This is a genomic window from Dyadobacter sp. 22481, from assembly GCF_052044875.1.
Taxonomy (GTDB): domain Bacteria; phylum Bacteroidota; class Bacteroidia; order Cytophagales; family Spirosomataceae; genus Dyadobacter; species Dyadobacter endophyticus.
On the sequence record NZ_JBQENV010000002.1, the window covers coordinates 2,101,727 to 2,118,063 of the forward strand.

Here is a 16,337-nt window from a genome sequence, read left to right on the forward strand (position 1 = left end):
CGTGCCGATGTTTAGGTGCTAATCCATTGCATCATTAAAGCAGTCAAATACCCTCCATAAGTTCCGATAGCGTACCCTAAAATTGCCAGAAGTACGCCAACCGGCGCTAGCGAGGGATGAAATGCCGCCGCGACAACTGAGGCGGAGGCTGAACCACCTACATTGGCCTGGCTACCCACGGCCAGAAAGAAGAAGGGGATTTTAAGCCATCGGCAGGCGGCGACAAGGAGCATTCCGTGGATTGAAATCCAAATCAGACCAATGGCAAACAGCCCGGGATTGCCGGCTACGGCCCCCAGGTCCATTTGCATGCCAATTGTAGCCACAAGCACATACAGGAACACCGAGCCGAGTCGCGAGGCGCCGTAATGTTCCAGCTTGCGCACCGGCGTCAGAGATAGGGCAATACCTATCGCGGTCGCAATGCTGATCACCCAGAAGAAATTGGAAGTGAGGCTGTATTTTTCAAGTGCGGGGTAATTTTGAGCAAGGTATGGCGTGATAATCTCCGCTAGACCATGCGCTACACCTGTTGCCCCGAAGCCTGCTGCTGCCAGGAATATATAATCGCGCAGCATCGGGTTTTGCTCGTTGGCCTTTTGATCCGCGTCCAGGTGCTCTTTCACCTGCTGGACTGTGCTGCTATCAGCGCCCAGGAATGCGTCCACGCGGCCGGCGATACCTGCGCCGTAGATCAATGCAGCCATCCAGAGCTCGGCTATCAGCACGTCGACGGCCACCATTTGCGAAAACAGCGCATCACTGGGGCGAAATACCTCGCGCAAGGCAGTTTGGTTAGCGCCCCCGCCAATCCAACTTCCCGCTATCGTAGCCAGCCCGCGCCAAACCGCGTCGGCGCCTTCGCCTGCGACTGTGGCAGGGCTGATTGTCCCAACGATCCATAAGGCGAGCGGGCCGCCGATCATAATGCCGGCGGTGCCGATCAGCATCGCAGCCAAAGCCTTCGGACCCAGGCGGGTCAAGGACTTCCAATCCATTCCTACCGTAAAAAGCACCAGACAGGCAGGCAGAAAATATTTGGAAACGACCGGATACAGCTGCGATGTTGTGCCGCTTATGATTCCAAACGAGTTGAGCAAACCCGGGATAAAGTAGCAAAGCAACAGGGGAGGGATAATATTGTAAAACCGTTTCCAGGCTGGCTGGGAAGCCGTGTAGAAAATACCGGCCAGGATCAGCATCAAGAGTCCGAGCACTACGGCGTCGTTTGTAATCATGCGTCAGAATTGAGGTAAGGGAAAGGTGAATGGGTAAAAATAGCTTAAAAGTGCCAGAAACGCATTCGTTTCAAGCTTTTGCATATGGGTACTTGTGTCTGAAATGGCAGATTTCTATATTGGACCCATGTATGATTTACTTATAATATGGCTGATCAGGCAGGATACTCGAATGCAAGTCTCGTCAAAAAACTGGGGATCAAACCCGGTTTCAAAATCAGGCTTATCAACCCGCCGGAGCATTATTTTGATCTGCTCGAAGTCCTTCCGGTCGACACTGAATTTTTTGAAGAACCCGAGCCGGGAACTGATTTCATTCACTATTTTACCAAACAAGCTTCCGATCTGGGTAAAGTTCTGCCTGCATTGAAAACCGAAATCGTATCAAACGGGATGATCTGGGTTTCATGGCCGAAAAAGGCCTCCAAGGTTCCGACCGATCTGACAGAAGATGTGATCCGCAATCTGGCATTGTCGATCGGTCTGGTGGATGTGAAGGTATGCGCAGTCGATGCGGTTTGGTCTGCTTTGAAGTTGGTAATCAGGGTAAAAGACCGGTAGTGTAAAACTTTTTTCCCCTAATTAAAAAATAAATACTCCCAACCGCGATCCTTGCCGGGGCAGATCTTGTTGTCGGAAGCGGAGCCAATCCGTTTTTTAACCACCAATCATCCAGAAACCTTCACCATGAACACCCAGGACGAAACCGCAGCCCTGAAAGCGGACAAAAAATTGTTTATTAAAATGGTAGTCTCCAACTGGGAGCTGCAAAACCAGCGCCTGAATGGCTGGCTGGCTCAATTATCAGACGAGCGTCTGTTGGAACCCGTTGCCCAAGGTAAAAACCGGGCCGTTTATTTGCTGGGCCACCTGATAGCGGTCAACGACGGGATGATCTCGCTTCTGGGCCTGGGCGAGCGCCTGTACCCTGAACTCGATGAGGCTTTCGTAAAGAATCCCGACCGCGCATTTGACCAGATCCCACCGGTAGCCGAGCTAAGAGACAAATGGGCGAATTTGAACCAGGTATTGTCGCGCTACTTCGCTGAGCTCGACGCTCAGGAGTGGTTTAGCAAACATAATGCGGTATCCGATGATGCTTTTGCGCAGGAACCACACCGTAATAAGCTTAATGTCTTGATTAACAGGACTAATCATCAGGCTTATCACCTGGGCCAGCTCATCTTTTTAAAAGCCTGATAGAGGTTCTGAATTGTTGGCACTGTTACCAATGGGCGCGTAGCGCTCGGGTAAAATGAAGATCTGGATTTGTGAGCCCGACCTGATTGACCGTCGCGAAAGCAAAAAGGTCCATATCGATGAGCGGCCGGTAAGGTTGGAGATGCTCAACACCACCAGCATCCGGCTGAGTGCCTTTTTAAAGATGTGATTTTTAAAAGAACTAATTTTGATATTTCTCTTATTTGAGTGTCTACTTACTTGGTAGTCAGCTTATTGTAATCTTGTAGAGATATTTTTATTTTGAAATAGAGATCGAATCCTTTAAACTTGTTGTAGATTTTATTTTACAATAAACCAGTTTTCTGGTAAAATAAAATCTACAATTGGTAACATTACATCCTCTTCTTACCGGTCATTGTAACAATTACATGCGATCTCCCCACCCAGGCGTGAGTGGGGCCTGACTAAGCGTGACACCCCCCATCGGGTTTCGATGTGAGATGACAGGAAACATATAGGCATTTACGTAAGCAGTTTTTGCGTTCGGCAGGGTTGTCATTTTTCCGTATTCCCAGAAGCTAACTGTTTACATCCGGTAATCTTCCGGTAATTGGTCAGGCTGACAAGCTATTGGCACGGTAGAGTTATGTCCTGTTAAAGATGATTCAATAGTGCGTCAAATATTTTTTAATTAACCCAACTTGTATGAAATCAGGCACTTTAGGGGTGTTCAGTTCTGTGAGGCCCATTCCCCTTGTCCTTTATGGCTATAAGGGTGGTAATCAGAAATTGTCACGGTCCGTTGCCGCACTACTTAATTTTCACCTCGAATGACGCACTCTACTAGAAGCGGAAGAGGGAATGTTTGGATTCCCATTCTGCTAGCTCTTTTTATGAGCTTTCGCTTACAGGCACAAACTAATATTTCGGGCAAACCTGGGCTGATCTATATTCCTTCTGCGCGGCTGACCGAAGATGGATCATTTCAATTTGGGTACCACTTCAATCCAATCCGATACGGTTTTAGATACAATCGTCAGAATTCGGAAGGTATTTATTTTGCCAATCTTACCCTACTTCCCAGGCTGGAAATCAATGTTAACCTGCTTCGAATCAACAACGAATTGAATAGAGGACAAAAAGGGATCGGCGACCGGCAGCTTGATATAAAATACTTACTCTTCAAAGAGACGGCCAAACGTCCTTCGGTAGCAATAGTGCTTTCAACCCCATTTGGGATCGATAATTCTTTGTCTACCAATGCATTAGTGGCCAGCAAGAGGCTTCGTCTGGGCAACATACTAGCTGCGGAAGTTACTGCCGGATATGGTAGCCCAATTTTTATCCAGCGCGATGACTCCGAAAAGAGCAACTACAATATTTTTGAAAATCTTGAAATCATTAAAAAGAAGGACCGGCCCTACCGGTATCTATCGGGTCCGTTCGGAGGTTTCAACTTACATTTGGATAATGCGGTTGGCTTAATGGCTGAGTGGGACAGCCAGCATTTTAACGCAGGTCTTTATGCCACTTTCTTCAAGCGTTGGACTGTCCAGGCAGGCATCCTGAACTTCGACCAGGTAACCTTCGGAACATCGTATGCGTTAAATTTGCTCGCCCCACCCAAAAGACTCCGCAACTATCAGGACACTGAAAAGGTCGCGCCAAGCGCGGCTGGGGAGCGCGCTAAACTTGTCAACAATTTTGAAAACCTGACCATCGATTCGACTTCTGCTAAGGTTGCCTACGAGCAGCGGATTTATCGCAATCCATATGTGGGTATGCTCCAAATGCAAGATGCTTTACCTGATTCTGGCGCCAGGGAGCTGGTGCCCATGTTCCAGGGCACTCCTCTGGGTGCCTACCGGATGGATAAGCGGATCACCTATCGCAGGTTGACAAAAAATGAAATCAGTACGCCCGCGTTTTTGCTAAAAAAATATAAGCTGGATTTTTGGCTACAACCCGTATTTGCCGCCAATTTCGGTTATCGCGAAAAGACCTTGCAAAGCAACACAAGCATTTTATTGCAAACGCAATTTTACCTGTGGAAAGGAATGGCTTTGAATGCAGGTTTACTCATACCTATCACCAATGATATGGATAATCGTCCCAAGCTCATCCGTCCGGCCCCCGTTTTTCTGAACCAGTTTTTGGCGTTCGGCAAGCATTTCGCCAGTATTTCGGCGGGCTATTTTTACAATGACCAATATGGCTTGAATGTTCAATACCGCCATCATGATCTTACTGGCCCTTGGTCGTTTGGTCTTGAAAGTGGCGTTACCGGACTGTACTATTACACCAGAAAAGGAATTTATTACGAAAGCATGAAGAATTTGCTGGTCGTAGCTGACGCCGCCTATCGGATTTCTCGGCCCGACGTTACATTGAAACTTTCAGGAGGTAGGTACCTTGCCGGTGACGAGGGCGGGCGGCTCGATCTGATACGCCAGTTCACAAATGTGGAGGTGGGTTTGTATGTAATGAAAACCAACAACGGTACTACTGCGGGATTCAACTTTGCGGTCCCAATTCCACCAGGAAAGATTGCTCAGGGCAAAAAAATCCGTTTTAGGACAACTGACGAGTTTCGCTGGGAATATAGCTACACGCGTGGATTCAGGATAGGCGAAAGATATCGCACCGGCTACCAACTCGACCAGAAACTTCGACAATATCATACAGACTACCTAAATCGGCAACGGCGGTAAGAAAAGTCCACCTTGCTGTGGGAACTGATGTCAAAATACTCAAACGCGTATTTTTCCACTCCGGCAAGCAAGTTCATTCTGTAAGCCCCGGATGCCCGCTTTCGGCTTCCGATGTCCTATCTTTGGTTAAGACGTAAGTCTCCCCAATTGCTAGACCGGGAAAATGTATCTCCGGCTACTAGTTTGTCACCGCGGCATTGGACTGATGCTATTATAACTAGATGAATACTCCTTGAATTATGAGATTTTAGCAAGGCTTTATAAGCTTGTTTATATCGTATAATTTGTAATATTTTACAGGATTATTCACCACTCTCATTAAAATCGTCATCACTGATCACCATGGCTGTATACAATTTATCATTGAATGGTAAAAAGGTGAAAGTCGATGTAGAACCCGATATGCCTTTGCTTTGGGTGATACGCGACTTTGCCGATTTGAAGGGCACCAAATTCGGGTGCGGAATGGCGCTTTGCGGCGCTTGCACGATCCACTTGAACGGCCAGCCCGCGCGCGCATGCCAGACACCGGTTTCCAGTGTCGGAAAAAATGATAAGATCACCACGATCGAAGGCATCGGGGAGAGCAAAATGAGCATTATCCAGAGTGCCTGGATAGAGGAGCAGGTGCCGCAATGCGGTTACTGCCAGTCGGGGCAGATCATGTCGGCAGCGGCGCTGCTCAAATCCAATCCCAGCCCGACCGATGCAGATATCGACGCGGCTATGAGCGGAAACCTTTGCCGCTGCGGAACCTATGACCGGATCAGAAAGGCGATCCACCGCGCTTCCGAGCAAATGAAGGTCACCGAGAAAGGAATAGGCCAGCGCTAATGCCAGTTCATCAACCTTAGCCTCAGAAAACATTGGAAAATATACAAACATCGCGGCGTGACTTTTTAAAAGCCGCCGGATTTACCTCGCTTGGACTGGCCGTTGGCATTTCGGGCTTTACAAAGGATGCCAGCCTTAAAAAAATCGCCCCGGCGGTATTGAAGCTGGAAATCAATCCATTCATTATCATCGATACCACCGGTAATATTACGCTGGTAAACCCGCGGCCGGATATGGGCCAGGGATCGACGCAGGCCGTGCCCTCGCTGCTTGCCGAGGAGCTCGAAGTGAGCCTGGAAAAAGTGCTGATCGTGCAAAGCGATGGCATGGGCAAATATGGCAGCCAGACCTCGGGGGGCAGCAGCTCGGTCCGCGAGCTATGGATGCCGATCCGCAAAGCCGGCGCGGCTGCCCGCGAAATGCTTACCACCACCGCGGCAAAGCGATGGAACCTGCCCGCATCCGAATGCATAGCCGAAGACGGCAAAATATGGCATAAAGCAAGCGGAAAGAGTCTTTCGTACGGGGAACTAGCCGACGACGCATCGAAGCTTGAAATCCCCAAAGAGCCTAAACTGAAAGATCCGAAGGATTTTAAAATCATTGGAAAGTATAACAAACGCCTCGATGTGCCCGAGCGTGTGACGGGCAAAGCTGTTTACGGGCTCGACGTGGACGTGCCGGGCATGGTGTATGCGGCCATCGTACATTCACCGATGATCCATGGGAAAATCGCCTCAATCGATGATTCTGAGACTAAAAAGGTGAAAGGCGTTTTGCAGGTAATCAAAACCGAGCGCACCATGCCGCACCGGACTTCGGATGCTGTTGCGGTAGTTGCTACCAACTGGTGGGCCGCATTAAAAGGCAAGCGGGCACTGAAAGTAAATTGGGATAATGGTCATTATGCCAAAACAGTGGACACTGCCAGCTATTTTGCCGCCACTTATGAAGCTGCCAAGAAGGAAGGTGTAAACTTTGAAGAGAAGGGCGACTTCACTGTTAAATACGCGAATGCGAAGGATAAAATCGAATCGCATTATGAGACGCCGTTCCTTGCACACGCCCCCATCGAGCCCGAGAACGCGGTCGTACATGTGAAGGAGGATGGTTCAGTGGAAATATGGGCGCCCATTCAGGGACCCGACTGGGCATTGCGGGATGTGTGCGGCTATTTGAAGGTCAAACCCGAGCAGGTGAAAATCAACGTCACATTGCTGGGTGGGGCATTCGGCCGGAAGGCTTATCATGATTTTCTGCTGGAAGCGTGCCACATTTCCAGGGAACTGAAAAAGCCCGTAAAAGTGATCTGGACGCGTGAAGATGACATTACCCAGGGCCCTTACCGGCCGGGAATGCTCAGTCATATGCAAGGATTTGTCGAGGAAGGCAAAATCACCGGCTTTCACCACCACGCCATTGGCGAGTCCATTGTCGGGCAGGTTTTCAAAGGACTAAAAGAGGACGAGGCCGATCCGTGGCTGAGCGAAGAGATTAGTACCGGAAATAACAAGTACCAGTTTGCAACAGCTTCCAAAGTGAGCTGGACGAATGTAAAAACCGATATTCCCGTAGTATGGTGGCGCTCGGTATATGCCTCTAACTTCGGTTGGGGCCAGGAATGCTTCGTTGACGAGCTGGCGCATCTGGCCAAAAAAGATCCTTTGAAAGCACGTCTTGAAATCCTGCCCGACGAGCGCTTCAAAAAAGTGCTTGAAACGCTGGCCGAAAAGGCGAACTGGGACGAAAAGCTTCCTGCCGGCAGCGGCAAGGGAATTGCCGTATTCAAATCTTTTGGCAGTATTTCGGCCTGTTGCATTACGGTGTCCAAAAAGGACACGGGCGTGAAAATCGACAAAGTAGTGTCGGTGATCGACTGCGGTTACTATGTGAATCCGGACAATGTGAAGGCCCAAACCGAGGGAAATATCGTAATGGGTATTACCGCTGCGATCAAGGATGGCATCACATTTACCAACGGGATTTGTGACCAGAGCAACTACCATCAGTTTAACGTGATGCGTTTCAACGAAGCGCCACCGATGGAAATCCATATCGTCGATAGCGGTGCCGTTCCGGGTGGGGTAGGTGAGCCCGGCCTGCCGCCGATTGCTCCGGCATTAGGCAACGCAATATTTGCAGCGACCGGCAAGCGCATCAGAAAATTGCCTTTCGACATTAATAATATTGCGTAAATATGGCATACGACGAACGGGTAGCCAATCGGATTCGCGAAGCCCTGTCAGGCCAGTTTCTGGCCGGTAAGCCCCTGGAAGAGAAAGCCCTCTTCCAGGGGTTGGCTTTTATGGTCGACGAGAAGTTGTGCATTTGCGTGCGCAATGACGTGCTGTTATGCCGGATCGGTCCGGATGAGTACGAAGCGGCCCTTGAGATGAATAATGTAGAGCCGATGGTCATGAATGGCCGGACGGCGATAGGATATGTGTATGTCAGTCCGGAGGCTTATGCCTCGCGCGAGGCTTTTGATTTCTGGATTGCCAAATGTCTGCAATTCAATCAGTTTGCCAAATCGTCCAAAAAGAAGAAGTAATGGATGAATTGTTGGTTAGCAAAAAGTATCAATTAGCAAAGTTTCCCGGTAAAGGTGGCTGGACTTACGTGATCATCTCCGAAATCCGGCAGGATATTAAGCGGAAGTTCGGAATGGTCAAAGTCAAAGGCCGGATCGACGATTACGAATTATTCGGCTATAACCTGATGCCGATGGGCACCGGAGAGCTTTTCCTTCCAGTCAGGGCTGAGATCAGAAAGAAGATTAATAAGCAGGAAGGCGATTGGGTGACAGTAGAGCTTTATTCGGATGACTCGGCCCTGGCCATTCCCGAAGAGCTCATAGATTGTCTCAAAGACGAGCCCAAAGCCTATGAAAACTTTATAAAACTTGCTGAAAGTGCCCAGAAAGAGTACCGCGACTGGGTCTATTCCGCCAAAAAAGACGAAACCAAAGTCGCGCGGATCGCGAAAATGATCGATATGCTGCTACAAGGTAAGCGGTTGACCGGGGACCGGACGATTTAGCTTAGCGTTAAAAAGCAAACGAATCTCTATCAGTTGACAGAGATTCGTTTGCTTTTTAATACAATAGCTATTACTCGGCACCATCCGTCTTTGCTCTTGCCACGGCATATCCTCCGATTTTATGTCCGGTGGAAAGTCCTACTTCGCAGTCGAAACGGTAGTGGATAAGTCCATAGATGCGCGATATGGATGCTTCGGATGCCATATCATCAACTTCCTTCTTGTTGCTGGGGAAAATATGCGCCAGCACTTCCGCTGCCGCGCCCGAGAATGTGGAGTGGCCCGAAGTATAAGACGGAAAGTTAGGCAAGCCGACAGATGTTTTGACCTTGCTGTTCATTTGATTCGGACGTGGGTAGTAATAAAAGAATTTCACGTCCCAGCAGCAAATCCCCGCATCCTGCATGGTGGTACCCAGCAATGCAAGCGTACGAGCCGTGCGAACTTCACTGTATTTGTTTTCATGACACAATGCAGCGCCTTTTCTGTGCCAGTGGCCGGGAGGGGTGTAACTACCTACGCCGTCAGACCAAAAGCTGGCGATGCGTGCCTGTTCACGCGTCTGGTTTTTGGCGATATCGAGCAATTCGTTCATATCCTTTTGGAATGCCGGGCTGCCGATGATCGGCGGCGCTTCCGGGCGGAGTGCCACCACTGTCGCCGAGTCGAAATTCCACGGTTTTACAAAGCCGTAGGTAGGCAGCATTGGCGGGCGTGGAGGGAATTCCTGGCTTACCCAGGGCTCTGTAACACCAATTTTACGTGCATTGGCAATCATGGCTGCCGTCATCGCCTGGCCATTTGCTGCCGACATTTTGTCGGTTTTAGCCCGCGCCATGATTTTGGCGCCAACAGCTTTACCCAAATCGGAACCGGCAAGAATATCGCTTTCGACATTCATTCCGGCTGATATTCTGCTTTGCTTGTGTTCGGCCAGTTTGGCTTCAAGAAAGGGCACTTCGCCGGGGAACATCGCTTTCAGGATCACAACTGAAACTTCGGCTACCACCGCGTCCTCCGAAGGATATGACGGAAGCTCGCTTACGGGAAGCAGGGTTTTAATCGAAGTGTCGTTCTTGGAAGGGGCTTTTCGGTTGTATTTGAATTTGTAGTTCCACGCAGCCACCAGCGCGTCGTATTGCGCTACACTCAGGTACGCCAGAGCGCGCGCGGCGTAAGGCGGGTTGGCGAAGGGGAATTTTGGGTCTTTCAGCGGATTGGCGGCGTCAGGCAACGGATATTTGCCTTCTGCATTGGACGCGGGCGGGGTGTTGTAACGTGCGCACAGTTCACGTGCTATTTCGTTCCAGCGGTATACGGCCCCTGTTCCCCAATAGTTAATTTGCTCGCGTTGTTGGGGGGTAACCGCATCTGTGGCTTCTTTGAGCTTTTTAAGCTCGGCTTTATAGTCGTCCGAAGTTGCTTCATTGGGTTGGGCTACGGCAATTTCCTCCGAGGAGGAGAGCACGTACGGTTTCCATTTTCCGGCATTTTCATCCAGGCTGGAAGGTGAATTGATAGCCGCTGTTGGTTCGTCGACTGTCTTGGAACACGACCATAGCATCATGACCGACAGGGCCGGTACTGCAAGCCGGGTGATGAAGTATCGAAAGGAGATATAATTGATTTTCATTGTTTCTGTCTGAGATATTAGTTTTTAGCTTCTTTGGCGTAGCGAAATTGGTAAAGTACACCCAGTGAAAAGGCGGTGCTCTGACCCATGTTCTGTCCTTCAATCACGTGGGAGGCGCGCGCGTTCACACCAATGTTCTTCGGTTGGAATTTGGCATAAACCCCTACCACAGTCGCTTTCATGTTGTTGGTCGGGAAGGGCATGTCGTTACGGCGGATGTTATCGCCGCCGTCACAGGCGCCATATTCCAAGAAAGCTTCCGCCTGAATGGCTTTTTTAAGATACCCCAGTCTTGTCGAAGCATCGTAAGCATTGGGCACGGATACCTTGTTGGTGTTATACAATTTGTCATCGGCCTGATAGGAATCACGGTCGATGGTGATTTTACTGCGGAAAATGTAAGAACCCGAAGCGGTCAGGTAAATCCCGCTTTTATGACGATAACTGGCAAGCAAGCGCGCTGTGGCGGTTTTGCATTGGATACCGATGGACATCGGAAGGAAGTCCGGGATGTAGTCGGATGCGGGAATCGATGCGCCTCCGATAGCATGCAGCGAGAATCCGGATTTATTCAAAAAGCGGTATTTGAGCCAAAGCGAAGCATCCTGCACCCCTTTCTGCCATCTGAGATTACCCGTGCTGGCCTGTGTCCAGACGTATGGCAAAGCCACGATCGCATTGAAGTCCTTGGTAATACCAACAGCGAGCATCGGCATGACGCTCTGTGTGGTGTGCGTACCGATATTGAGGTTTTCGCGCTTTAGTGAATTTTCCCAGTACTGATCCCACGAGCTGTGCGTGTAGGATACTGCAAGGCACGCCGTTTTTTTACCCATATAAATGGCGTCGTTGGGCATTTGAGCATAAACAGAGGAGGCCGAGCCGGCAACTGTCAGCAATATGCCGAGCAAGTGCAGCCCTTTTTGATGTAAAGAACGTATCATAGATTATAAATTAATAGGATTGGGCACCTTATCAGGGTGCGAAAGTGTTGCATAGCACTTACTGATCAGCAGCACTGACCGGTAATGTGTTATGGTTCGGAAAAGGAGGGATCAGCAGTGTTCGGGTGGCGGGGATGCCAGGGAGGTTTGGTATGACAGGTAACGTGCTGGCATAAAATGATTGCCGACCGAGGGCAGCATTTCCTCTACGATACTTTGAGCGTAGACAGGGAACTTCTGCTCACCGGGAATGTACATTTTCAAAAGGCTACTCAACTGCTCCATGGCCTTAGCGTAGGGGCTCTTTGGAACATCGGTTTGCGGGTCGTTGAGTACCTGGATGGCGTTGGCGAGCTCAAAAAAATGATCACGTGCCGCTTCATTTGTTTGCAGCGTCACATAAAGCGTATCGTTCTGGTGAAGAATGCGGGTCGGATTGTAAAACTGCCCGTCCTGGCGGACCAGCCCTTCGATATTTTCGGTGATTTCCAGATTTTCTGAATAGGGTAGCGAGGGAAAGTACATTTTCATGACCATCCCCTGGGCAGGGGCGTCAGCAGTTGCGATCTGATAGTCTTTTTCAAAGAATAGAGCAGCAAGGCTTAGCCCAAACATGTTGTAGAGCAGCAATGCAAGTAACCCTATCGGCGCCAGTCTTCTCAATTCTTAAAGAGGATTTATAACCAAATGTAATCATTTTAGCCACATATAAGCAAGCGTCGGTTGTAAGATTAACAAGCTCATTTACTGCAAAATATAGTAACCGTCGGTGATTTAATATAGGATGAATGGGTTATTTATTTGGATTTCAGTATTATGGGTGAATGTTTGGACACAACGATCAAAGGCGATCGCGGCATAAGGCGATAATGAACAAAAGGAGTCGGCGTTTTTTTAGCCTTGCGGGCTTATATTAACCGACGGGGTAGTGCTGCAAGAAAATGGGAAACAGTCGTGCTGTGCAGCTGGTGCATATCTGTTAAATAGCAAATTATAGTGGTGGAGCCGCAGGCGCCTGTTCCGACAACGATGGACCTCGCTGGGCTTAAATAACCAGGTAAGGAATGGCAAACAGTCCAAGTGCTTCAACAAAAAGCCTAATTATGGCCACCAACCTGTCCGAAGCGGTCGAACGCTTTTTAGATCCTCAACGCGCTGCCTTCCGGCAAGCCGCTCAATTTATAAGCCAATAATCGATAAGTCTGATCACTACTACCCCTGCTGTTTGGTTAACAGCAAATGATATGTCGAAGCCAATAGGCCTGCAACTACCGGGTGATCAATTGCGAGAGACGGCAATTCCCAATAAATGAAGGCATGAACTTTATCAACGGGCCAAAGAATTACAGCAGCAAGACCATAGTATTGGGACTATTACGATTCATTTAGGCAGCTCACGTAACACAATTGGAAAGTACTTCAAACAAGCTCATTTTGTACCTGCCCCAGACTGGGGAAAGACGAAATCTGCTCACCTAGAAAGCATTTTTACGTCAGCAGAGGCAAGATCTGTGATAAAACCTTGTTCGATCAAATCAGTACTCGGGGTTATAACGGAAGCTACCTGGCCGTCTTTCTATCCAGCTATCCCCATCCCGCCCCAAAGTCTACCCTGCCACCAACTCGGAATAAGTTTAATTATCCAAGCCGCAAGCTCACGCGACTACTTGGCCAGCAAGCCCTCGATTGGCCGGAAGCGGACAAGTTTTTTTACACACTTGATTAATCATAATGAATCTATTGGTCTGATGCATCCGCTAAGTTTACGTTTCAAACGAATAATGAGGGATCAACAAGCGGACGGGTTAACTAACGGGTGTACCGATGCCGAACCAATACCTGTCCTGCACGGATTTGTCAGGGGCCTACCTCGGGACTTTGACACTGCGAAAGAAGTACGGTCCACCGTTGCGGTTCCGTCCCGAGTGGAGTAATGGCCAAACGGAAGGACAAGTAACCGAAGACAATCAAACCAACAATGTAGGGCAAATCAAAATTTGGTCTGTTACGACTGCGCATGTTGACATGAAATTCGCCCCCAAAGTGACACTTAACCAGTTTGCGCCGCCGGAGGTGGCGCAATTGGCTGTTAGACTGTAAACCAACTGGGCGAACTGGTCGGCGTAGCTTTTGATGGTAAAATTTTCTCGGGCTACTTTTGAGGCCCTTGAGGAGATTTTTTTATACAGGTCGTCGTCTGTCATTAGTCGTGTTAACTGCGTAGTGAGGGCGTTTTTCTCGTCATGATATAACAATCCGGTAATCTCGTGGTCGATAATTTCGGCCGTGCCCGCTGATTTGTAAGCCACTACCGGTACCCCGTGCATCATACTTTCTACGGTTACCCTTCCAAATGCCTCGTGCGGAGAGCACATCAATGTGATATCGATCGATTTGAAGATAGCACTCACATCTTTACAGAATCCGGTAAAATTGACGTACTCGTTCAAACCATGTTCCGAAATGTAGGTTTTCAGGGTTTCGAAATAAGCCTGCGAGCTAACGCTGCCGACGATATTCAATACGACAAACTTTCCGCGTTTCACAAGTTCGTGGACCGCCTTGATGGCCGCAAGCTGATTTTTGGCAGGATCAATAACCCCGACAATACCCAGAACGGTAGGTTTGACAGGGCTCGGCCTGACTGTGGCTTTGCTCTGATCGCTTACAAGCCCATTGTAAATGATAACTGACTTAACGTTGATGTCTTTGGAAAGTACCCGGCGCTTTTGAATACTTTTAGAAATGCAGATAATAGCGCTGGCTTTGTTGGCCCAAAAACGGAATGCCCTTTCCCCCAGCAGGTATGTGAGCTTGTAGTCGTCATAAACAAATTCGCGGATGTGCCAGATGTGCTTTCTTCGGGAGAAGAAGGATGTTACCGCGCCGATGAAAATGACGGATGAGTTGGTGTAAATCAAATCAACACCATGCTTTCTTGCGATGAACGCCGTGTAAAGGCCAACCGCAACATTGTACACCGTGCGTTTGATGCTGTTAAGCCATTGAAACCGCTTTTTTTGCATGTAAACGTCATTGGTGAAGGGGACAATGCTGTACCGGATGTTTTGCCGTCGCAATTCCCGGGAGAACTCGCTTTCCTCTTTACAGATCACCCACCAGTCGATTTTGTCGCGCAGGGCGACCAAAAGGGTTAGCAGGGACCGGTTTGCACCGTACAATTCACCATAATGCGTAAAAGTTAAAATTCGGGGTTTTTTAGTGATCATAATTCGGGGGAGCGTTAAGTAACCCTCTGCGGCACAAACTTTCTTACGAATGTTGACACAAGGGCGTGTTGGAATAGAATGAAAAACACAAGGCAAATCATGATGTTGAGGAGGATTGATGGGATGAGGGGGAGATCGAAATGCATTAATCTGATAAACTGGTTTTTAGCAAGCAGTGTAACGATCATGGCCAGCGCCATGGGTGCTTTGGAGAGAATTGCTTTGAAAAAAATGCGCGGAGACTGTTTTAATGCGTGCACAATAAGGGTGTAGAATCCCTGGAAGAAATTAAATGAAAACGCACTCACCAGCAGCCAGGCCGTTGCCTGCATGGATTGATAATAAAAAACCCCTGCCAGAATAGCGGAAATGGTGAACACGGCCGATAATGCCCCCGAAAGAAAAAGCAGGTCGGTCCTTCCCGAGGCCTGGAAAACAGAACCGCTGCTGGAAAGCACCATTTGTATCCATACGGACAGGCTCATTATTTTCAGTATTGGTACAACGGCAGCCCATTTGCTTCCGAGCATGATCTGGACGATTTCTTCGGAGGAAAAAAATACAAAAACAGATATCGGCACGCCCAGAACAGCGAGGATGTTGACCACATTTACATATTCTTTGTAAATAAAGGCTTTGTCGTGCTGGTATTTGGCCAGAATGGGGTGCAGCACGGGGGTTATCACGAAGGTCAGGTTGGAGATCGGGTACATCATCAGCTGGTACGCCTGGTTGTACACGCCAAGCTGAGCATTGCCCATGAATTTGCCGATCAGGATGTTGTCGAGGTTTCTTGAGAAGTAATTGATGAAATTGAATCCAAACTGGAACGACGAGTATTTCGCAACCCGCCGTGCCGGCGCCAGCGATAAGCCTTTTTTAAATTTTAGGCCGGAGATCAGGAAATAGATGGTAAAGGTGACCGAGCTCACAAATATCGATCTCCACACGATGGCAAAGTAGCTGTAATGCTGCGAGGCCAGCAACACCGCCAAAAGTCCGGCCGTGAGGGCTGTGCAAACATCGATAATGGCTATTTTCTTGAACAGCTGCGACTTGATCAGTATATTCTTCGGGACTACGCTGAGGGAACTGAAAAAGACATGAATGGCCAGCAACTGCCCGATCGGGATGTACACGTCATTTTTGTAAAAGTAGGCTACGGCGTAGGAGAACAGCGCAAATGCAATGGCGAGAATGCTGCTCATGATCGCACTCAGTTTGAAAAGATCGGAATGGTCTTTTTGAGAAAGCGTCTGGCTTTGCACGATGGCGGAGCCTAAACCGATATCACTCAGGATGTTAAAAAATGTAATGAAAACTACTACCACGCCTACTATCCCATATTCTCTCGGACTAAGGAGGCGTGCAAGCATCGCATTAATGACCAAACCGATGACAATCCCGGAATATTTGGCAATTGCGGTAACCGCTACCCCCGAAAAAAGATCTTTTTTCAAGCCCATTGGTTACTTTCTGTTATGTTGGTTACGGACTGTCTCTTGAACACGCATTTTGAATGCGTC

General features: G+C 48.8%; 14 protein-coding genes. 8 read left to right on the plus strand and 6 right to left on the minus strand.

The genetic code is table 11. From position 1 onward, the window contains the following. Positions 1 to 11: 11 nt before the first annotated feature. Complete coding sequence (locus ACTJJJ_RS18900; protein ID WP_426293668.1) at positions 12 to 1,238, minus strand: DUF819 domain-containing protein; 1,227 nt, start codon at positions 1,236 to 1,238, stop codon at positions 12 to 14. A 147-nt stretch (positions 1,239 to 1,385) separates the two neighbouring features. Here ACTJJJ_RS18900 and ACTJJJ_RS18905 point away from each other — a divergent pair, with 147 nt between their 5' ends. The 8 genes from ACTJJJ_RS18905 (at position 1,386) to ACTJJJ_RS18940 (ending at position 9,004) form a co-directional block, all read left to right on the plus strand. Beyond that, positions 1,386 to 1,799, plus strand: a complete 414-nt coding sequence (locus ACTJJJ_RS18905; RefSeq protein WP_426293669.1) for a DUF3052 domain-containing protein — start codon at positions 1,386 to 1,388, stop codon at positions 1,797 to 1,799. Between the two features lie 126 nt (positions 1,800 to 1,925). Then, positions 1,926 to 2,438: a DinB family protein gene (locus ACTJJJ_RS18910; RefSeq protein WP_426293670.1), complete on the plus strand. Its 513-nt coding sequence runs from the start codon at positions 1,926 to 1,928 to the stop codon at positions 2,436 to 2,438. Positions 2,439 to 2,493: 55 nt separating this feature from the next. Beyond that, complete coding sequence (locus ACTJJJ_RS18915) at positions 2,494 to 2,628, plus strand: hypothetical protein (RefSeq protein ID WP_426293671.1); 135 nt, start codon at positions 2,494 to 2,496, stop codon at positions 2,626 to 2,628. 685 nt (positions 2,629 to 3,313) lie between these two features. Then, positions 3,314 to 5,131: a YjbH domain-containing protein gene (locus ACTJJJ_RS18920; RefSeq protein ID WP_426293672.1), complete on the plus strand. Its 1,818-nt coding sequence runs from the start codon at positions 3,314 to 3,316 to the stop codon at positions 5,129 to 5,131. Between the two features lie 342 nt (positions 5,132 to 5,473). Further along, complete coding sequence (locus ACTJJJ_RS18925; protein WP_426293673.1) at positions 5,474 to 5,965, plus strand: (2Fe-2S)-binding protein; 492 nt, start codon at positions 5,474 to 5,476, stop codon at positions 5,963 to 5,965. 32 nt (positions 5,966 to 5,997) lie between these two features. After that, positions 5,998 to 8,160 carry a molybdopterin cofactor-binding domain-containing protein gene (locus ACTJJJ_RS18930; RefSeq protein ID WP_426293674.1) on the plus strand — a complete coding sequence of 721 codons (2,163 nt, stop codon included), beginning with the start codon at positions 5,998 to 6,000 and terminating at the stop codon, positions 8,158 to 8,160. A gap of 2 nt (positions 8,161 to 8,162) precedes the next feature. Next, positions 8,163 to 8,516 carry a TfoX/Sxy family protein gene (locus ACTJJJ_RS18935; protein WP_188932371.1) on the plus strand — a complete coding sequence of 118 codons (354 nt, stop codon included), beginning with the start codon at positions 8,163 to 8,165 and terminating at the stop codon, positions 8,514 to 8,516. Continuing rightward, the gene (locus tag ACTJJJ_RS18940; protein WP_188932369.1) at positions 8,516 to 9,004 is read left to right on the plus strand and encodes a YdeI/OmpD-associated family protein; all 489 of its coding nucleotides are present in this window, start codon (positions 8,516 to 8,518) and stop codon (positions 9,002 to 9,004) included. The genes ACTJJJ_RS18935 and ACTJJJ_RS18940 overlap by 1 nt, the downstream gene beginning before the upstream one ends. Before the next feature lie 70 nt (positions 9,005 to 9,074). Here ACTJJJ_RS18940 and ACTJJJ_RS18945 read toward each other — a convergent pair whose 3' ends face one another. From ACTJJJ_RS18945 to ACTJJJ_RS18965, 5 genes are all read right to left on the minus strand, one after another. Further along, the gene (locus ACTJJJ_RS18945; RefSeq protein ID WP_440702643.1) at positions 9,075 to 10,637 is read right to left on the minus strand and encodes a phosphatase PAP2 family protein; all 1,563 of its coding nucleotides are present in this window, start codon (positions 10,635 to 10,637) and stop codon (positions 9,075 to 9,077) included. A 17-nt stretch (positions 10,638 to 10,654) separates the two neighbouring features. Then, positions 10,655 to 11,581: a hypothetical protein gene (locus tag ACTJJJ_RS18950; protein WP_426293676.1), complete on the minus strand. Its 927-nt coding sequence runs from the start codon at positions 11,579 to 11,581 to the stop codon at positions 10,655 to 10,657. 111 nt (positions 11,582 to 11,692) lie between these two features. Then, positions 11,693 to 12,244, minus strand: a complete 552-nt coding sequence (locus tag ACTJJJ_RS18955) for a hypothetical protein (protein ID WP_426293677.1) — start codon at positions 12,242 to 12,244, stop codon at positions 11,693 to 11,695. A 1,304-nt stretch (positions 12,245 to 13,548) separates the two neighbouring features. Then, the gene (locus tag ACTJJJ_RS18960) at positions 13,549 to 14,811 is read right to left on the minus strand and encodes a glycosyltransferase family 4 protein (RefSeq protein WP_426293678.1); all 1,263 of its coding nucleotides are present in this window, start codon (positions 14,809 to 14,811) and stop codon (positions 13,549 to 13,551) included. Positions 14,812 to 14,825: 14 nt separating this feature from the next. Next, the gene (locus tag ACTJJJ_RS18965; RefSeq protein WP_426293679.1) at positions 14,826 to 16,277 is read right to left on the minus strand and encodes a lipopolysaccharide biosynthesis protein; all 1,452 of its coding nucleotides are present in this window, start codon (positions 16,275 to 16,277) and stop codon (positions 14,826 to 14,828) included. Positions 16,278 to 16,337: the final 60 nt, after the last annotated feature.

Coding starts and splice junctions, on each gene's coding strand:
- ACTJJJ_RS18900 (WP_426293668.1), bottom strand. CDS start 1,238: ATGATTACAAACGACGCCGTAGTGCTCGGACTCTTGATGCTGATCCTG.
- ACTJJJ_RS18905 (WP_426293669.1), top strand. CDS start 1,386: ATGGCTGATCAGGCAGGATACTCGAATGCAAGTCTCGTCAAAAAACTG.
- ACTJJJ_RS18910 (WP_426293670.1), top strand. CDS start 1,926: ATGAACACCCAGGACGAAACCGCAGCCCTGAAAGCGGACAAAAAATTG.
- ACTJJJ_RS18915 (WP_426293671.1), top strand. CDS start 2,494: ATGAAGATCTGGATTTGTGAGCCCGACCTGATTGACCGTCGCGAAAGC.
- ACTJJJ_RS18920 (WP_426293672.1), top strand. CDS start 3,314: ATGAGCTTTCGCTTACAGGCACAAACTAATATTTCGGGCAAACCTGGG.
- ACTJJJ_RS18925 (WP_426293673.1), top strand. CDS start 5,474: ATGGCTGTATACAATTTATCATTGAATGGTAAAAAGGTGAAAGTCGAT.
- ACTJJJ_RS18935 (WP_188932371.1), top strand. CDS start 8,163: ATGGCATACGACGAACGGGTAGCCAATCGGATTCGCGAAGCCCTGTCA.
- ACTJJJ_RS18940 (WP_188932369.1), top strand. CDS start 8,516: ATGGATGAATTGTTGGTTAGCAAAAAGTATCAATTAGCAAAGTTTCCC.
- ACTJJJ_RS18945 (WP_440702643.1), bottom strand. CDS start 10,637: ATGAAAATCAATTATATCTCCTTTCGATACTTCATCACCCGGCTTGCA.
- ACTJJJ_RS18950 (WP_426293676.1), bottom strand. CDS start 11,581: ATGATACGTTCTTTACATCAAAAAGGGCTGCACTTGCTCGGCATATTG.
- ACTJJJ_RS18960 (WP_426293678.1), bottom strand. CDS start 14,811: ATGATCACTAAAAAACCCCGAATTTTAACTTTTACGCATTATGGTGAA.
- ACTJJJ_RS18965 (WP_426293679.1), bottom strand. CDS start 16,277: ATGGGCTTGAAAAAAGATCTTTTTTCGGGGGTAGCGGTTACCGCAATT.